Origin of the sequence: Paraburkholderia sp. SECH2, from assembly GCF_030464795.1 — a bacterium.
GTDB lineage: Bacteria > Pseudomonadota > Gammaproteobacteria > Burkholderiales > Burkholderiaceae > Paraburkholderia > Paraburkholderia aspalathi.
Genome location: NZ_JALPRH010000009.1, coordinates 176,595 through 192,065 on the forward strand (window position 1 = coordinate 176,595; position 15,471 = coordinate 192,065).

At 60.5% G+C, this 15,471-nt stretch carries 15 protein-coding genes; 5 read left to right on the forward strand and 10 right to left on the reverse strand.

The features are described from left to right. Positions 1-46 precede the first annotated feature (46 nt). From M0D66_RS17755 to M0D66_RS17775, 5 genes are all read right to left on the reverse strand, one after another. Complete coding sequence (locus M0D66_RS17755) at positions 47-1,285, reverse strand: phosphatase PAP2 family protein (protein ID WP_200651997.1); 1,239 nt, start codon at positions 1,283-1,285, stop codon at positions 47-49. Between the two features lie 51 nt (positions 1,286-1,336). After that, entirely contained in the window at positions 1,337-3,058 is a 1,722-nt protein-coding gene (locus tag M0D66_RS17760; RefSeq protein WP_266211088.1) for an adenylate/guanylate cyclase domain-containing protein, read from the reverse strand. A 407-nt stretch (positions 3,059-3,465) separates the two neighbouring features. Then, complete coding sequence (locus tag M0D66_RS17765) at positions 3,466-4,506, reverse strand: LuxR C-terminal-related transcriptional regulator (protein WP_200651999.1); 1,041 nt, start codon at positions 4,504-4,506, stop codon at positions 3,466-3,468. A gap of 46 nt (positions 4,507-4,552) precedes the next feature. Continuing rightward, on the reverse strand, positions 4,553-4,780 hold the full coding sequence (locus M0D66_RS17770; protein ID WP_054035211.1) for a hypothetical protein: 228 nt from the start codon (positions 4,778-4,780) through the stop codon (positions 4,553-4,555). A gap of 108 nt (positions 4,781-4,888) precedes the next feature. Next, a complete protein-coding gene (locus M0D66_RS17775; protein WP_093640171.1) occupies positions 4,889-5,812 on the reverse strand; it encodes a LysR family transcriptional regulator in 924 nt (307 codons plus the stop codon). Between the two features lie 173 nt (positions 5,813-5,985). Between M0D66_RS17775 and catA the strand changes: the two genes are divergently transcribed. The 5 genes from catA (at position 5,986) to benD (ending at position 10,714) form a co-directional block, all read left to right on the forward strand. Continuing rightward, a complete protein-coding gene (gene catA / locus M0D66_RS17780; RefSeq protein ID WP_211705524.1) occupies positions 5,986-6,921 on the forward strand; it encodes a catechol 1,2-dioxygenase in 936 nt (311 codons plus the stop codon). A gap of 113 nt (positions 6,922-7,034) precedes the next feature. Beyond that, positions 7,035-8,393, forward strand: coding sequence for a Rieske 2Fe-2S domain-containing protein (locus M0D66_RS17785; RefSeq protein ID WP_266211089.1), 1,359 nt, complete (start codon positions 7,035-7,037; stop codon positions 8,391-8,393). Continuing rightward, complete coding sequence (gene benB / locus M0D66_RS17790; protein WP_200620149.1) at positions 8,390-8,878, forward strand: benzoate 1,2-dioxygenase small subunit; 489 nt, start codon at positions 8,390-8,392, stop codon at positions 8,876-8,878. The genes M0D66_RS17785 and benB overlap by 4 nt, the downstream gene beginning before the upstream one ends. A 40-nt stretch (positions 8,879-8,918) precedes the next feature. Further along, complete coding sequence (benC, locus tag M0D66_RS17795) at positions 8,919-9,941, forward strand: benzoate 1,2-dioxygenase electron transfer component BenC (RefSeq protein WP_211705527.1); 1,023 nt, start codon at positions 8,919-8,921, stop codon at positions 9,939-9,941. Beyond that, a complete protein-coding gene (benD, locus tag M0D66_RS17800; RefSeq protein WP_211705529.1) occupies positions 9,938-10,714 on the forward strand; it encodes a benzoate diol dehydrogenase BenD in 777 nt (258 codons plus the stop codon). The genes benC and benD overlap by 4 nt, the downstream gene beginning before the upstream one ends. 123 nt (positions 10,715-10,837) lie before the next feature. Here benD and M0D66_RS17805 read toward each other — a convergent pair whose 3' ends face one another. The 5 genes from M0D66_RS17805 to M0D66_RS17825 form a co-directional block, all read right to left on the reverse strand. Then, on the reverse strand, positions 10,838-11,518 hold the full coding sequence (locus M0D66_RS17805; protein ID WP_211705530.1) for an alpha/beta hydrolase: 681 nt from the start codon (positions 11,516-11,518) through the stop codon (positions 10,838-10,840). Positions 11,519-11,673: 155 nt separating this feature from the next. Beyond that, complete coding sequence (locus M0D66_RS17810; protein ID WP_234487736.1) at positions 11,674-12,219, reverse strand: type II secretion system protein; 546 nt, start codon at positions 12,217-12,219, stop codon at positions 11,674-11,676. 107 nt (positions 12,220-12,326) lie between these two features. Beyond that, positions 12,327-12,716 carry a type IV pilin protein gene (locus tag M0D66_RS17815; protein ID WP_093633280.1) on the reverse strand — a complete coding sequence of 130 codons (390 nt, stop codon included), beginning with the start codon at positions 12,714-12,716 and terminating at the stop codon, positions 12,327-12,329. 9 nt (positions 12,717-12,725) lie between these two features. Continuing rightward, positions 12,726-13,265 carry a type II secretion system protein gene (locus M0D66_RS17820; RefSeq protein ID WP_266211090.1) on the reverse strand — a complete coding sequence of 180 codons (540 nt, stop codon included), beginning with the start codon at positions 13,263-13,265 and terminating at the stop codon, positions 12,726-12,728. 9 nt (positions 13,266-13,274) lie between these two features. Next, the gene (locus tag M0D66_RS17825) at positions 13,275-15,392 is read right to left on the reverse strand and encodes a type IV pilus secretin PilQ (protein ID WP_244179259.1); all 2,118 of its coding nucleotides are present in this window, start codon (positions 15,390-15,392) and stop codon (positions 13,275-13,277) included. Between the last annotated feature and the right edge of the window lie 79 nt (positions 15,393-15,471).

Here is a 15,471-nt window from a genome sequence, read left to right on the forward strand (position 1 = left end):
TGCCACCTCGTATGCCACCTTTTCCGCACGCATCGACAGCTTACGGCTAACGCGTGTTCTGGAGACTCTTGCCCGTCCACTCGCTCGCCGCCTGGTTCCATAGCCACGACAGAATGGCGGATCCATCCACGGCCGTTTGCGTAGAGTCCCAGTCGATGAACGAGAAATAGGCTCGCACCTGTGGCGCGGTCATGCCCGAATTGTTCAGGATGTAGGTGGCGACATCGGTGTTGCTCAGCGGCTCGTGATAGTCGAAGTCCGGGTTGCCGCGCGGACCATTGGCGTTGATGCTGTTGCCCTTGAAATAGCGCGGAGTAATCATGCCGTTGCCGCCAAGCTTTCGCTTACACCGCGCAACAAAGTATTCCCCGAGTGAAGTACCGAGCACGTGCCCCGCAATGCTGTCGATCGGAAAATGCACACCCGCTACCGTGCGATTCACCGCGACGCGGTACGCCTGCCTCATCACCTGCTGTTGGAATACGGAGCCAGGCCCCTCATTGAACAATGCGCACAGCACTACCGCGATAATGAACGCCTGGGTCGAATGGCCGCTTGGTAGCGAGCCATGCCCTGGCGTCTGGATCATCGGCTGGACCTGGGTCGAATACTCGATCGGCCTTTGTGCCGCGATCGCATGCTTGAAACGAATTTCCGCGAAGATCGCGAATCGCACAGCGGTATCGAGCAGTTCGAGCGTCTTCGGCGTGCGGCTCGGGTGCAGAAAGATGAGAGTGCTCCAGAACGCCACTTGCGGACCCATCTGACACAGTATCTCCGCGGCGCGGTCCTCGCGCAGGTCCGAATAGAAGTCCAGCCAGTCGAGTTGTTTCGTGAAAACGGCCACGTCCGGGCGGCTCAAGGAGACGATATCCACGTCCGCGCCGCCTTGTGCGATTGCCCGGTGAGACAGCGTGGCGGTAGCAGGGTTTGGAAACGAAAAGCGCAAACTGCTCAGCAGTTCGAAATCGAGCACCGTCGCGCGGACCCAGGGCTCCCAGCGCCACAGTTGAGCGGGATCGTCGAGCGCAGGCGCGGTAGGGAGATCCTGCAGTTTCTGATTGTCGAAGTTGAGCGTCACCAGTTCCGGAGTCCGCCAACTGCCCACGATCCCGTCGCGGTGTCCGATCAGCGCTTCCGCGAGAAGCCGCGGGTCGCCCGAACTACCGCCGCCCGCATCATAGACACCGCCCGCGCCGCCACCGCCGGGCGGAATGCCAGCGCCGCCCGCCCCACCAGCACCACCCGCACCGCCTGCCCCGCCCGCACCGCCAAGTCCGCTCACGATATGTCTCCACTCTCAGGGATCCAGCACCGCATTCATTGCTTCTTTTATCTAACCAGGCAATCCCGCCTGACGAAGTGCCTCCGACCAGATCTTGCCGGTCTTGTATGCGCCGCTAGGCGAGCGTTCGAGATAACGTTGCACCGTCAGCGTCGGATCGATGGCCAGCACTTCGCCGACCGTCAGACGCGCCGCCTCGACGTTGCCGAGCAGCGACTGCGCGATCGCCAGCGCGCGTAACGTGGACGTGTTGGTACGGTTCACCCGCAGGGACCGTTGCGCCAGTTCCACCGCGCGTTCGTAGCGGCCTGCGGATAGCGCTGCCGTGGCTCCGAGCGATTCGTAGAAATAGCGCAAGGGATCGAGCGGCGAAAGGCGGAGGGCACGCTCGGTTGCGTCGACCGCCTCCTCGCCCTCGCCTTCGAATGCGTGCAGCGTGCCTTTGAGCAGCCATGCAAGCGAATCGTTGGGATTGACCGAGAGCGCGAGCGCGTAGCGCTGCTGCGCGACGTCGAGTTGCTTGAGCAGATTCGTGTACACGAATCCGTCGATAGTCAACGCGAGCGAACACTCAGGATCGGCGTCCAGCGCCTGTCGCGTGCATTCGAGCGCTATATGCGCTTCACCGCGGCGGTCGTCAGTCCAGCCGCGATTGAAGCGCAGGACATGCCACTTGGCGAGCCAGGCATGCGGCAATGCCTGTCTGCGCGCGCGCTCGATCACCGCGTCCAGCATGTCTCGCGCGCGATTGAAGTCGTCCGCTACGCCGCGATGCATCAGCACGATAGCGCTCATCAGCAGTGTCGAGATTTCGAGCGTGGGCAACGCCTGCGATCGTGCCCGATGCAGTTCGCGATTGATGATCGCATTGCTGACCCCGCCGACCACCCGGCCGATCAGTTCGTCTTCGCCGAGCATGATCTCGGACGTGCGGCCTCTGATGCTCTCGGTCCACAAGATGTGACGCGATTTGGCCTCGGCGAGTTCGGCGACGAGCACGAACTGATCGCCCGACATGCGATATGCGCCCGACAGCACGTAACGCGCGCCGAGAAACCCGCTGATTTCGTCGAGCGACGCGCCGCGCTCGCGAAACGCGGTCGTGGACAAACGCGAGATCACCTGAAGCTCGGCCGTGCGAGACAAGGAGGAAATGATTTCGTCAGCGAGCACTTCGCCGAGCATCCGCTGTTCGACGCCGCCGCCACGCAAGATGAAAGGAATCACCGCAATGGTGGGCCGCAGCTCCGGCAAAAAACCAGCGCCACGCTCGATCAGCGGACGTGGCCCAGGCGGGCCGATCCGATAGGCACGCACCGGATGCTCGAAATGCTTCAGATGGCATTCGCCGAGGTCGTCGATTTCCGCATCCAGTTCGGACGTCAGCTGGTCCCGTACCTGCGCGGACACCACGATCTCTCCCGGTCCCGCCAGCGTGTAGAGGCGCGCAGCCAGATTGACGCCGCGGCCGTACACATCACGCTCGTCTTCGTACAACTCCGTGACGTGCAAGCCCATCCGCAAGAGCATGTGCGTGCTCGCCGGCTCGCCTGCGTTGGCCTCGCGCGACGCGCGCTGGATCGCAAAGGTCGCGGCGAGTCCATCCTGCAGGCGCACGAACGTGACCATGAGTCCGTCGCCCTCGGTTCTGATCAGGCGGCCGGCATGCGCAGGCACCAATTCATTCTCGATCCGCGCCTTGAACGCGCGCCAGCGCCGCGCTGCTTCGACCTCGTTATCCTGCATCAGCCTGCAGGATTCAACGAGATCCATAAACAGCACGGAGCGAACGACACAAACCAGGCCATCCGGTAAATGGGGGAAATCTGCCATGACGTTTATTCAAGCCATTTTGTGGGCGTGCACGGTCCTATACGCAAAGGACTTCACTGTCCCAGCGCATTCTTTCAAATGTCACGTCGGAAGAGCCGCGCCCACGCAAGCGCAACCTTTCAGCGTTGAGCCGAAATGCTCGAAATGGTGAATCTCGCCGCCTGACGGGGCGACGCGGACGCGCGGCCGATGTCTTCAGCAGACTGGCGATTTGTATGTGTTATAGGTCAAAAAAACATCGGGAAAATGGCTTTTTTTGCCCGCGGTCCGCTTTATGTCAGTCGATATCGGACAAAGTTGAAGCACGTTGAATTGCCGTGTCTGCAATAAGCGTTCGAGCGTCGCGATTAACGCTTCGTGCGCAGCTTATCGGCCTCCAATCGGCGGGTAATCAAGTGAATCAGAAAGGTGGCGAAATCCGGATCTTGGTAATAAAGTCGCATCGCGTCGGTCGCCGAGACCACCAGTAATTCGCATTCGCTTTTGCAACGGGCCGTGCACGTGCGCCGATGGTCCGGAGAGAAGAGCCCGATTTCGCCCAGTATCGTGCCCTGCCCCACCTCGATGCCGATCTCCTCGAGCATGACTGTTCCGCGCACCATGTAGTAAAGCGCATCGCTTCGGTCATCTTTGTGAAAGAGAACGTGGCCAGATTGAAAACGGGTGGGCGCCGTATAAGCCAGCAGTCGACTGATTGAAAGCTGGCCGTCCAGCGCGTGGTGAAGCTGCACATCGCCGACCTTCTGCAAGCGCGCCGCGGCAACGCTCGCCTGCCCGCGACTGCCAACCTTGAGTGCTTTGTACACCGTATATAAGTGCACTTTTACGGTCCCTTCCGTAATGTTCAACTGCCGCGCGATCGACTTGTTCGAATCGCCGCGCGCCGCGAGCGCCAGCACTTGCAGTTGGCGAGGGGTCAGAAAGTCGGAATTGGGTTCGGCCGCGCCGGCGGACTTTGGCAGCGCGTCGGTGGAAGCGGTACCGGCGGTGTCCGCGGTGGACGCCGATAAGCGAATGTCCGATGGCAGATGCCGCCCGCCGGCAGCGAGGAGGCGCAGCGCACTGATCAGTGCATTGGTGGACTCCGATTTACCCAGGTGACCTGCCACGCCTGCCGAGATGAATTGCTCGACGGTCTGAGGATCGACCGAGGTCAGCAGTGCAAGCACGGGCAGATTAGGTGCACCGTGGCGAGAAGCGCTTGCGGTAGTAAGCGCTTCCGGCAGATAGTCACCGTCGAGCACGAGTACGTCGACCGTTTGCCCGTGGTCGAAAGGGTTCAATGTGTAGTCGGCGCATTTCACTTCGGCGCCGTCCGCCACCTCACCAAGCAGACGCGCGACGCCATCGCGAAACAGACCTGCGGGCGCAATGAAAAGGATCAGCATGAGCCGTGCACGCCACACATGGCGCCTCGGACTGATCGACGTCTCTTCACGACAGCGAGGCAAGCATGATCGACAACCTCTTCATGTGTGCCTTGAACGCGTCGCTCGCTTCCCGATCGGTTGTCGGATTCAGGTGCGAAGTCCCGGCGAGTTCAACCTGCTCATGAAAATCGTTGGCGACCGCGCGTCTGATGTCCGGAGGTAACGACCGTACGATGGAGACCAGTAAAGCCTCTTCGGCGTGAATCATGCCCAGAATCGAATGAGTATCCACGGCAGAACCTCCGTTGAAGGCGTCGTAAGTACACTCTAGTACACGCTGGTCAATCGTTTCAGGCTACCTGGGAGTTTCCTACTGATGGCGTCGGGCAGTCAGCGAGTATCACCGCCCGGCATCGTTACGGGGCGCGTAAGGCACCCTTTCCTCCTCGTACAACCGGTAGATGAGTTCAAGCAGTTCCCGAAGGTCGCGCGACTCGTCGAGCATTCGCGTGCTCATGATGATTGGGGACACCAGCGTGGGGTCGTCCAGTTCCTTGTAACTCACGTCGTCTCGCTTCAGGCCATACACGCTACTCGGAACGACGGAAATGCCTTCCCCCGCTGCGACGAGGCCCAGCGCAATCTGCAACTCCCGTACTTCATATATGCGACGAGGCTTGAGACCACGGTCTGCGAATGCCGATAGTACCTGGTCTGCATAACTGGGCCGCGGCGCCTTGGGGAAAATAATCAGGGTCTCGTTGACCAGGTCGCTGAGCCCGAGGACGGGCTTGCCCAATGAGAGTGCATGGCCCTCCGGGAAGGCGACAATCATCTTCTCCTCGCGAAGAATCACCCGGCGGATGTTGGCGTCCTCATGCCGGATACGGCCGAACCCGACATCGATCTGACCGTCTTTCAGCGCGCGAATCTGGTCCATCGTCGACATCTCATGGAGGCTGAGTTCGACGGTCGTGTTCTCGTCGCGAAAGCGCCGGATGATTTTTGGCAGCATGCCGTACAACGTCGAACCCACGAAACCGACAGAGAGGCTGCGCTCGATGTTGCCCACGCGCCGCGTCATTGATTCGAGTTCAGACGTCTGAGCCAGCAACTGGACGGCATGAGCATAGAAAAACTTGCCCGTCTCCGTGAGCTTCAACGGGCGCGAGTCGCGCTGGAATAACTGCACCTCGAGAATCTCTTCAAGTTGCTGTATCTGACGGCTCAGAGGCGGTTGGGCCATGTTCAGCCGCTGCGCAGCGCGCGTGAAATTACGTTCCTCGGCTACGGCGACGAAATAGCGAAGATGGCGCAGCTCCATTTCAATACCTTGTAGATATAGACCGATACTAAATCAGTGTTGGACGAGGCCTTCCGGCGTCCACTATCCTGCATTCACACTCTGTTTCAGCACCCATTATACCTTTCAAGCATATCCAAGGGGTCGCTAAAACAAGGGTTTACCCCAAAGAAAATAGAGATTCCGGAGCAGACATGAGCGTCAAAGTGTTCGATACGAAGGAAGCGCAGGACCTATTAAAGGCCGCTGCTAACGTCGGTAGCCAGGACGGCAGTGCTCGCGCCCAGCAAATTGTCCATCGCCTGTTGGGCGATCTGTTCAAGGCCATCGACGACCTTGACATGACGCCCGATGAAATCTGGGCCGGCGTTCACTATTTCAACAAGCTCGGCCAGGACGGCGAAGCGGCCCTGCTTGCCGCAGGTCTCGGTCTCGAGAAGTATCTCGACATTCGCATGGATGCAGAGGACAAGGCTGCTGAAATCACCGGTGGCACGCCGCGTACTATCGAAGGCCCGCTGTATGTCGCCGGTGCGCCGGTGCACGATGGCGTGTCGAAAATTGATATCGATCCGGACGAGGATGCTGGCCCGTTGGTGATCCGCGGCACCGTGACCGGCCCGGATGGCAAACCTGTCGCAGGTGCGGTGGTCGAATGCTGGCACGCAAATTCAAAAGGCTTCTATTCGCACTTCGACCCGACCGGCGCGCAGAGCGACTTCAACCTGCGCGGAGCGGTCAGCACCGGTTCCGACGGCAAGTACGAATTCCGTACGCTCATGCCCGTGGGCTACGGTTGCCCGCCGCAGGGCGCGACCCAACAACTGTTGAACGTGCTCGCCCGCCATGGCAACCGCCCGGCGCACGTGCACTTCTTCGTCACCAGCGACAAGCACCGCAAGCTGACGACGCAAATCAATATTGAAGGCGATCCGCTGATCTGGGATGACTTCGCCTACGCGACCCGCGAGGATCTGATTCCGCATGTCGTCGAAAAGACCGGCGGCACTGCGTTGGGTATGAAGGCCGACGCGTACAAGGAAATCGAGTTCAACATCGCGTTGACTCCGCTGGTTCAGGGCAAGGATAACCAGGCCGTCCATCGTCTGCGTGCGTCTGCTATCGCCTGACCGCTAAACGCGGCAGCTACGTCGTACCCCCGCTGCCGCTCAATCTTTCGCAAGAATCTTTCGACACCGATGCGCGTGCTCCATGACCTGGCGCACGCGTAGGGAGAGCACGCATGTCTGCAATTATCGACAAAGCCTCGCAACTGGATGAACTGCTGCATACCGCCGTTCAGGACGACAAGCAAAACGGCGTATTCCGTTGCCGCCGCGATATTTTCACCAACGCCGATCTGTTTGAGCTCGAGATGAAACATATCTTCGAGAGCAACTGGGTGTACCTGGCTCACGAAAGCCAGGTTGCCGACAACAACGACTACTACACCACCTGGATTGGCCGCCAGCCGATCGTGATCACTCGCGACAAAAACGGCGAACTACACGCGGTCATTAACGCCTGCGCGCACAAAGGCGCCATGCTTTGCCGGAAAAAACACGGCAACAAAGGCACCTTCACCTGTCCGTTCCATGGCTGGAGTTTCGCCAACACCGGCAAGCTCCTGAAAGTGAAGGACGTGAAGACCACCGAATATCCGGTGCAGTTCAACACCAACGGCTCGCACGATCTGAAGAAAGTCGCGCGCTTCCAGAGCTATCGCGGCTTCCTGTTCGGCAGCCTCAACGCGGACGCGAAACCGCTCGAGGACTACCTCGGCGAGACCAAGGTCATCATCGACCAGATCGTCGACCAGGCTGCGAACGGACTTGAAGTATTGCGGGGCAACTCCTCCTACATCTACGACGGCAACTGGAAGATGCAGATGGAGAACGGCTGCGACGGCTATCACGTCAGCACCGTGCACTGGAACTACGCTGCGACGATGGACCGCCGCAAGGTCGATGGCACGAAGGCTGTGGATGCGAATAGCTGGAGCAAGTCGGTAGCCGGCGTGTACGGCTTTGACCACGGCCACATTCTGTTGTGGACCAAGACGATGAACCCGGAAGTCCGACCGGTTTATCAATACCGCGAGGAAATCAAGGCACGCGTCGGCGAAGTCAAGGCGGATTTCATCGTCAACCAGACTCGAAACCTGTGCCTGTATCCGAACGTGTTCCTGATGGACCAGTTCAGCACCCAGATTCGCGTGATACGCCCGCTGAGCGTCGACAAGACCGAAGTCACCATCTTCTGCTTTGCCCCCAAGGGTGAGAGCGCAGCCGACCGCGCAACCCGCATTCGCCAATACGAGGATTTCTTCAACGTCACGGGCATGGGTACCGCGGATGACCTCGAAGAGTTCCGCGCCTGCCAGGCCGGCTATGCCGGCACCACGGCGATGTGGAACGACCTTTCGCGCGGCGCGCCCTTGTGGGTCGAAGGTCCCGACGCGAACGCGAAAAGCATGGGCATGAAGCCGCTCATCTCAGGCGAGCGCAGCGAAGACGAAGGCCTGTTTGTCTGCCAGCACGAATACTGGGTGCAAGTGATGCGCGATGCACTGAAGAAAGAACAAGAGGAGACCGTGGCATGAGCTTCGACTACCCCAAAATCTGCGCCACGCTTTACCGCGAAGCGCGTCTGCTCGACGACCGCCAGTGGGACGATTGGCTCGCCTGCTACGCCGAGGACGTCACCTACTGGATGCCCGCGTGGGACGACGACGACCGGCTCACCGATGACCACGAGAGTCAGATCTCGCTGATGTATTACCCGGACCGTGGCGGCCTGGAAGACCGGGTGTTCCGCATCAAGACCGAACGCAGTAGCGCGTCGATGCCTGAACCGCGGACCAGTCACAACGTCACCAATGTGGAAGTGCTGGCCGAACGCGGCAACGAAGTGGACGTGCGCTACAACTTCGACACGCTCAGCCACCGCTACAGAATCAACGATCATTTTTTCGGCACGATGTTCGTTACGTTGCGAAAGGTCGACGATGCCCTGCTGATTGCCAGCAAGAAAATCGTGCTGAAGAACGATTACATCCGCCAGGTGCTTGACATTTACCACGTTTGACGTCGAGCGCCGGGAGGGAACTGGAAGTAGAGGAGACAACATGTCCACTTACAACATTGCACTGAACTTCGAAGACGGCGTGACCCGCTTCGTCGCATGCAAGCCGGGCGAAAAGGTGCTCGATGCCGCCTTTCGCGCGAAAATCAACCTGCCAATGGATTGCTCCGATGGCGTGTGCGGCACCTGCAAGTGCCGCGCCGAAAGCGGCAGCTATGACCTTGGCGACGATTACATTGAAGACGCGCTGAGCGACGACGAGAAAGACAGTGGCCTTGTACTCACCTGCCAGATGGTGCCGCAAAGCGATTGTGTGATTGCCGTGCCCGCCTCTTCCACTGCATGCAAGACTGAACAGAGCCGGTTCGCCGCGACGGTATCGAAGGTGGAGCCGCACAACGATGCGGCAGTCGTACTCGAACTGGACGTGGATGCAAGCGCGCCGGTATTCCTGGCGGGCCAGTACGTCAACATTGATGTTCCCGGCAGCGGCCAGCATCGCTCGTATTCTTTCTCATCGGCTCCGGGGCAATCGAAAATCAGTTTTCTGATCAAGCGGATTCCCGGTGGCGTGATGAGCACCTGGCTCGATTCCGCGCAGCCTGGCAACAAGCTGGAACTGATCGGGCCGCTCGGTAGTTTCTATCTGCGCGCCGTGGAGCGGCCGTTGCTGTTCCTCGCTGGCGGCACGGGTCTGGCTCCGTTCCTGTCGATGCTGGAAGTGCTGGCGCGTACCGACTCGCAGCAGAAGGTCCACCTGATTTATGGCGTGACCCGCGACCTCGATCTGGTGCAGGTCGATGCCATTGAAGCCTACGTGGCGAAGTTGCCGAATTTCACCTACGCCACCGTCGTGGCCGACACGGATTCGACTCATCCCCGCAAAGGTTGGGTGACGCAGCACATGCCGGCCGAGGCCTTGAATGATGGTGACGTCGACGTTTATTTGTGCGGGCCGCCACCGATGGTCGATGCAGTGCGTAAGCATTTCGACGATAACGGCGTGAAGCCCAACAGCTTCCACTACGAGAAGTTCACTCCTAACGCAGCACCGAGGACCGCATGAGCACGCAACGATTTGCCGGCAAGGTCATGGTCGTCACAGGCGCGGCACAGGGCATTGGTCGCGCCGTAGCGCTGCGTGCGGCCGCTGAAGGTGGCAAGGTGCTGTTCGTCGACCGCGCGGAGTTCGTCTCTGAAGTCGCTGCTGAAGCAAGCGGCACGGAGACGGCAGGCTTTGTTGCCGACCTCGAGACGTACGAAGGCGCGGCATCGGCGATGGCTTTTGCAGTGAGCAAGTTTGGCGGCATCGACATACTGATCAATGGCGTTGGTGGCGCGATTCGCATGCGTCCATTCGCTGAGTTCGAACCTGAGCAGATTGACGCGGAAATTCGCCGATCACTCATGCCTACGCTTTATGCCTGCCATGCTGTGTTGCCGCACCTGCTCACGCGCGGTGGCGGCACCATCGTCAACGTCTCCTCGAATGCCACGCGCGGTATCCGCCGTGTACCCTATTCGGCGGCCAAGGGCGGTGTCAACGCGATCACGCAGTCACTGGCGATGGAGTACGCGGAGCACAACGTCCGTGTAGTCGCCACTGCACCGGGCGGGACCGACGCACCAGCGCGACGCGTTCCTCGCAATACCGCTGGCGACAGCGAACAGGAAAAGCTCTGGATGGGCGACGCGGTGAAGCAGGTCACGGAATCCACCTTCTTCAAACGCTACGGCAGCATCGACGAACAGGTCGCGCCGATTCTGTTCCTCGCTTCAGACGAGGCGAGCTATATCACCGGCACGGTGTTGCCGGTAGCGGGTGGTGATACCGGCTGAGGCGTGAGTGAACAGGATATTCCTTCAGCCCACTCCCCGCGAGTCCGCCGTCTGCGCACACGTACGCATCGCCGGGGCGCCATCCGCGATACTTGTGCTCCACGAATAGACGCTGCGGCGCATTCAACGAGAGCCCGTGAGGCGCCCGCCGAGCCACACGCGCAACGCCGCGATCTCCTCCTCACACACCGAATGCGGCATCGGATACGCACTCCAGGCGACGTTGCAACCTCGCGCGATCGCAAAGTCACGCGCGGCCTCCCCTAGCCGGATTGGCAACACGTCGTCGTGTATGCCATGCGCGGCAAAAATCGGCGTGCTGCTGTTTGCGGCGCTCAACCGGCTGTCCACAAAGCCTTGCGACGGTATATAGCCCGACATCACGATCAGGCCGGCAAGCGCCTCAGGGTGCGTCAGTCCTGCTGAATAGGTCATCGCCGCGCCCTGCGAAAAACCCGCGAGAAAGATGTTCGAAGTCGGAATGCCGCGCTGGTTCTGCACTTCGATCAATCGCCGCACGGTCGCGCAAGACGATTCGATACCGGCTTCGTCAACTTGTCGATTAACGTCCTGAAACGACCGTATGTCGTACCACGCGCGCATCACGTAGCCATCGTTTGCCGTAACGGCAATCTCAGGTGCATTGGGAAACACGAAGCGCACAGCGGGTCCGCCGGTGAGGCGCAATTCGGGGACAAGCGGCACGAAGTCATTGGCGTCGGCGCCGAGACCGTGCATCAGGATGACGGCGAATCTGGGATCTGGCGCGGTTTCGATTTCGATGGCTGGTGATGGCTCGGTCATGTTTCGCAACTCCTCGGCTTCGGAAAACGTTCAGATGATCGGGATCGATACAAGTAGGATACCGCCGGGCGGCACCAGCGCTTCGGTTGGTAGTCGATACGGCTCATCCTGTAGGAGAGACCGTAGTGGAAGAGCTGAGGCTTGCTCCTGCAACGCTAACGACCACCAATCCTGTTTGCACCGAAGCCTGCCGACGGAAAGCGGAGCGCACCATTCTGTGGATCAATGGTCCGCACTGGACGACCGGGCGCCGCCGGAACGGCAGTGGTGGGCGTGCTGCGCAGCCCCGGCGCAAGGTAGATGAATTTCCACCCGCCGTAAGTCTGCTCGGTCTCGAAGTCTACGTATCGCCGCGGGAACTCCGCGCGCTTGATCGTCGGCGCCTCCGAGCTACTATACACACCATAAAAGCGATCGCCCTGCCGCAAGAAGAGCCAATCGGTCTTGCCGGTGACCGGATCCGGGTATGCCTGACGCAGGTGATGCATCGGAACCGGGAAGCGCGCGTCGTCCAGCAGATCGTCGACCGACGCGGGGTAGACGCGACCAACGCGGTAATACCGCACGATTGCCTGCCGGTACTGGTCACCCACGAACAACAGTTGCTTCTCCTGCTCGCGCCGACGTTCCAACGACCAGACATCCAGCGCGCCCGCTAACGCAATCGACATCAACATCAGCGCGATCAATAGCGCCAGCATCACGAGCCCACGCTGGCGCGCGGCGCAAAGCGAGGCACGGCGTCGCGCAGCCCGCTTCGATACCGACGAAATGCGCGCGCCGCCTCGCGCTGAGAATGCGCCGCGACTCACTTGCCTGCTCCTGCCGGATCGGCAGGCGTGCCCTGCGCACCACTCGCCGGCACGACGTCGTACACGCCCGTCTTGCTTTCATCGGGCGAGGCGATTACCGCCCACTTGTCGTCGCCGTTGACCGGATCGACCGGAACCGCCCGCAGATAGTGTTTCGTCACCAGTTCATCGAGCGTATCCGGGTACTGGCCGTTGTCACCGTAGTATTTATCGATCGCATCGCGCATCACGGCGACGTTCTGCTGCCGGACCTGCTCCTTGCCGCGTTCGATGCTGTGCATATAACGCGGCAGAGCGATCGTCAAAAGCAGGCCAATGATCGCCATCACGACAACCAGTTCGATCAGCGTAAATGCGCGGAATCTGCGCGTATGAGCGGGTTTCATGATGCACCGTCACCATTGTTTGTACGGAACGCCGTTGATGCCGGCGCGATTGGATTTCGACGACACATCGAACACGTCCTTGCCGGCCTGATCATTCCCGGACGGCCCATCGGCGCCGGTCTGATCCGGCGGCACGCCATAGGACCGCACGTTCCAGGTGTCTTCCGCGGCCGTGTCCGGATCGCCAGAAAAAAACGGATCGCGCGGCACGTGGCGAAGGAACATCAACAGACTGCCTTTCGGATCCTTCGCATTGGGCACGCCCGTCACGAGCACGGTCAGCGACGGCGGATAGCCGGACGCCTCCGCCTCCTTGTCGATCAAACCCACGTCGCTCGAATCCTTATATGCGTCGAGTGCCGTGCGAATCTCGCGCAACGCGGCGCTCAACTGCTGTTCCTTCTGACGCTGCACGATCAGTTCGGAGAACGGCATGATCGCGAGCGACAGGATAGCCACAAGCGCGAGCGTAATCACCAGCTCGATCAACGTGAATCCACGCTGATCGGGCCGGCTTGCGCCACGCGAGCGGACTGTGTTCGTCGGCATGGCCACGGCTCAATACCCGTTCTGAATCGAGCGAAGCGGGTTATCGTTGCCCATGTCACCCGGCGGCATCTGCAAGATCGACGGAGCGGGCGCGGGCGCCGGTGCGGGTGCAGCCGGGGGAGGCGCGGGCGGCTGGGTGGCCGCCGGCGCCGCGTTCGCCCCAGCGCCCGGTTCGGCCTCTCCTCCCGCCTGCTCCGCTGCCGGCGGCGCATTGGGAACCGGCACCGGCGCCGGCGCGGTCGATTGCGGCGCAAAGCGTCCGCCGTAGGGTGCGGGTGGCGGCGTCGTGCGCTGCGGCGGCGGTAGTTGCCCAAACGAACCGGTCGCGGGCGCCGTCGTCGAACCGTTCGCCGCCGCACCCGCCTGTGCGGACTTGCCGCCCACCGTGCCACCGCCTACGCTGCCAGGCAGCGCCCTTACAGCAGGCGCTCCGGGCACCGCCGCGGCGGCCATGACGGGATCGAGCCGAAGCTGGTCGGCGTGCACATTGACGTCGGTGCCGGACCAGACCTCCTGCGTGTCCACATCCGCTGCGAGCTGCGGCCGCACAATGTGCGGTGTGATCTGCAATACGATCTCCGTCTTCACATGGTCGCCGTTGTGGTCCGAGAACAGGCGCCCGAGGATGGGCAACTGCCCGAGGCCAGGCACCTTGTCGGCCGACCTGCGGTCCTGATCAGAGATCAGCCCGCCGAGAATCTGGCTTTCGCCGTCTCTCAGACGCAGGCTTGTCGACGCGCTACGCGTTCCTATCTGATAGGCGAGCGAACTCAGACCTGTTTGCGAATTGCCGCTCTGGATCGTATTGGTGATATTGCTGACTTCGAGATTCAGTTTGATGCCGACATCGCCATCCCGATAGACCTGTGGCTCCACTTCGAGCTTGATGCCGACATCGATGTACTGAATCATTTGCGTGTATGACGGTCCGCTCGTGCTGGGCGTGCTGGAACTCGAAATCACCGGCAACTTGTCGCCGATCAGGATCCGGGCCTTCTCCTTGTTGCGCGTCCGGATACGTGGACTCGCCAGCAAATTCGCGTCGGTATCCGTAAGCTTGAAGTTTGCCGTCGCAGACAGACCGCTGACATTCAGCGCATTGATGGGAAGATGGTGCAACGCGCCCCATGTGTCCACCGTGGACGGTGTCGACACCGAGAACGAATTTGGCCATTCGATCCCGAGATTGGACAAGCGTTCGTGCGAGACCTCCAGCACCTCGACTTCCAGCATCACCTCCGGTTCAGGCAGATCCTGCGCGGCGATCATCTCTTCGGCAACCTTGATGGTGTCCGGGGTGCCGCGGATCGTTACGGTATTCGCGCGCTCGTCGATCACGACTTCCTTGATCTTAAGCAGGCTCTTCAGCAACGACTGAATCTGTTTGGCTTCGACGTTCGACAACTGGAACGTGCGTACTTTCAATTCCTGATATTCAAGCTGCTTGGCGGGAGTCGCCGGGTAGATGAAAAGCGTATTCGCGTTGAGTTGCTTCTTGTCGAGCTGATTCTGCATCAGGATCATATCGACCGTATCCTGCAGTGACGCGTTCGTCACGAAGATGGTCGTCTTCAAATCCGCACGGACATCGCGGTCGAAGATGACGTTCAATCCCGAAGTGCGCGACAACGCTTCGAAGACCATGCGCACGTTGGCATCGCGAAACTGCAGTGTGATCGGCGTGCGCATGATCGACGAAGCGGCGAGCCCCTCTTCCCTGTCCGCGCGTTGCTGCCGGATCTTATCGTCGATTTCCTTTTTCATCTGCAACGCCAGCGCATTGGTCGGATTCCTCAACAACACGCGGTGCACGCGATCGGACGCCGGTGCAAGCGAGCCGCGCTGCATCATGCGGTCCGCTTCCTGCAGGGTCGTAAGATCCCGGCGGTCCTGGTCGATCAGCGCGCCGATCTTGCGGCCGCGTTCGCTGGTCGGATCGATCTGGCTTGCCGCGTAGAGCTTCTGGATCGCGGCATCGAACTGGTAGCTCAGACGGAACTGGTCGGCCTGATCGAGCAGCGCGTTGACCTGACTATTGCGGTCGTTCAGATAGTCGACTTTCGCCTCGGCGCCGGTCGGATTGTCCTGCCGGGCCGGCATTTGCATGCAACCGCTGACGGCAAGCATGGCGATAGCGACCGCGAGCGCACGCTTTCTCGCGATCCCTCCGATTGGGGTGCACTGAGCACGGAACGGGACAGATGGC

Coding starts and splice junctions, on each gene's coding strand:
- M0D66_RS17805 (WP_211705530.1), bottom strand. CDS start 11,518: ATGACCGAGCCATCACCAGCCATCGAAATCGAAACCGCGCCAGATCCC.
- M0D66_RS17815 (WP_093633280.1), bottom strand. CDS start 12,716: ATGAAACCCGCTCATACGCGCAGATTCCGCGCATTTACGCTGATCGAA.
- M0D66_RS17775 (WP_093640171.1), bottom strand. CDS start 5,812: ATGGAGCTGCGCCATCTTCGCTATTTCGTCGCCGTAGCCGAGGAACGT.
- M0D66_RS17760 (WP_266211088.1), bottom strand. CDS start 3,058: ATGGATCTCGTTGAATCCTGCAGGCTGATGCAGGATAACGAGGTCGAA.
- M0D66_RS17825 (WP_244179259.1), bottom strand. CDS start 15,392: ATGCTTGCCGTCAGCGGTTGCATGCAAATGCCGGCCCGGCAGGACAAT.
- M0D66_RS17765 (WP_200651999.1), bottom strand. CDS start 4,506: ATGCTGATCCTTTTCATTGCGCCCGCAGGTCTGTTTCGCGATGGCGTC.
- M0D66_RS17810 (WP_234487736.1), bottom strand. CDS start 12,219: ATGCTGGCGCTATTGATCGCGCTGATGTTGATGTCGATTGCGTTAGCG.
- M0D66_RS17785 (WP_266211089.1), top strand. CDS start 7,035: ATGTCTGCAATTATCGACAAAGCCTCGCAACTGGATGAACTGCTGCAT.
- benB (WP_200620149.1), top strand. CDS start 8,390: ATGAGCTTCGACTACCCCAAAATCTGCGCCACGCTTTACCGCGAAGCG.
- benD (WP_211705529.1), top strand. CDS start 9,938: ATGAGCACGCAACGATTTGCCGGCAAGGTCATGGTCGTCACAGGCGCG.
- benC (WP_211705527.1), top strand. CDS start 8,919: ATGTCCACTTACAACATTGCACTGAACTTCGAAGACGGCGTGACCCGC.
- catA (WP_211705524.1), top strand. CDS start 5,986: ATGAGCGTCAAAGTGTTCGATACGAAGGAAGCGCAGGACCTATTAAAG.
- M0D66_RS17820 (WP_266211090.1), bottom strand. CDS start 13,265: ATGCCGACGAACACAGTCCGCTCGCGTGGCGCAAGCCGGCCCGATCAG.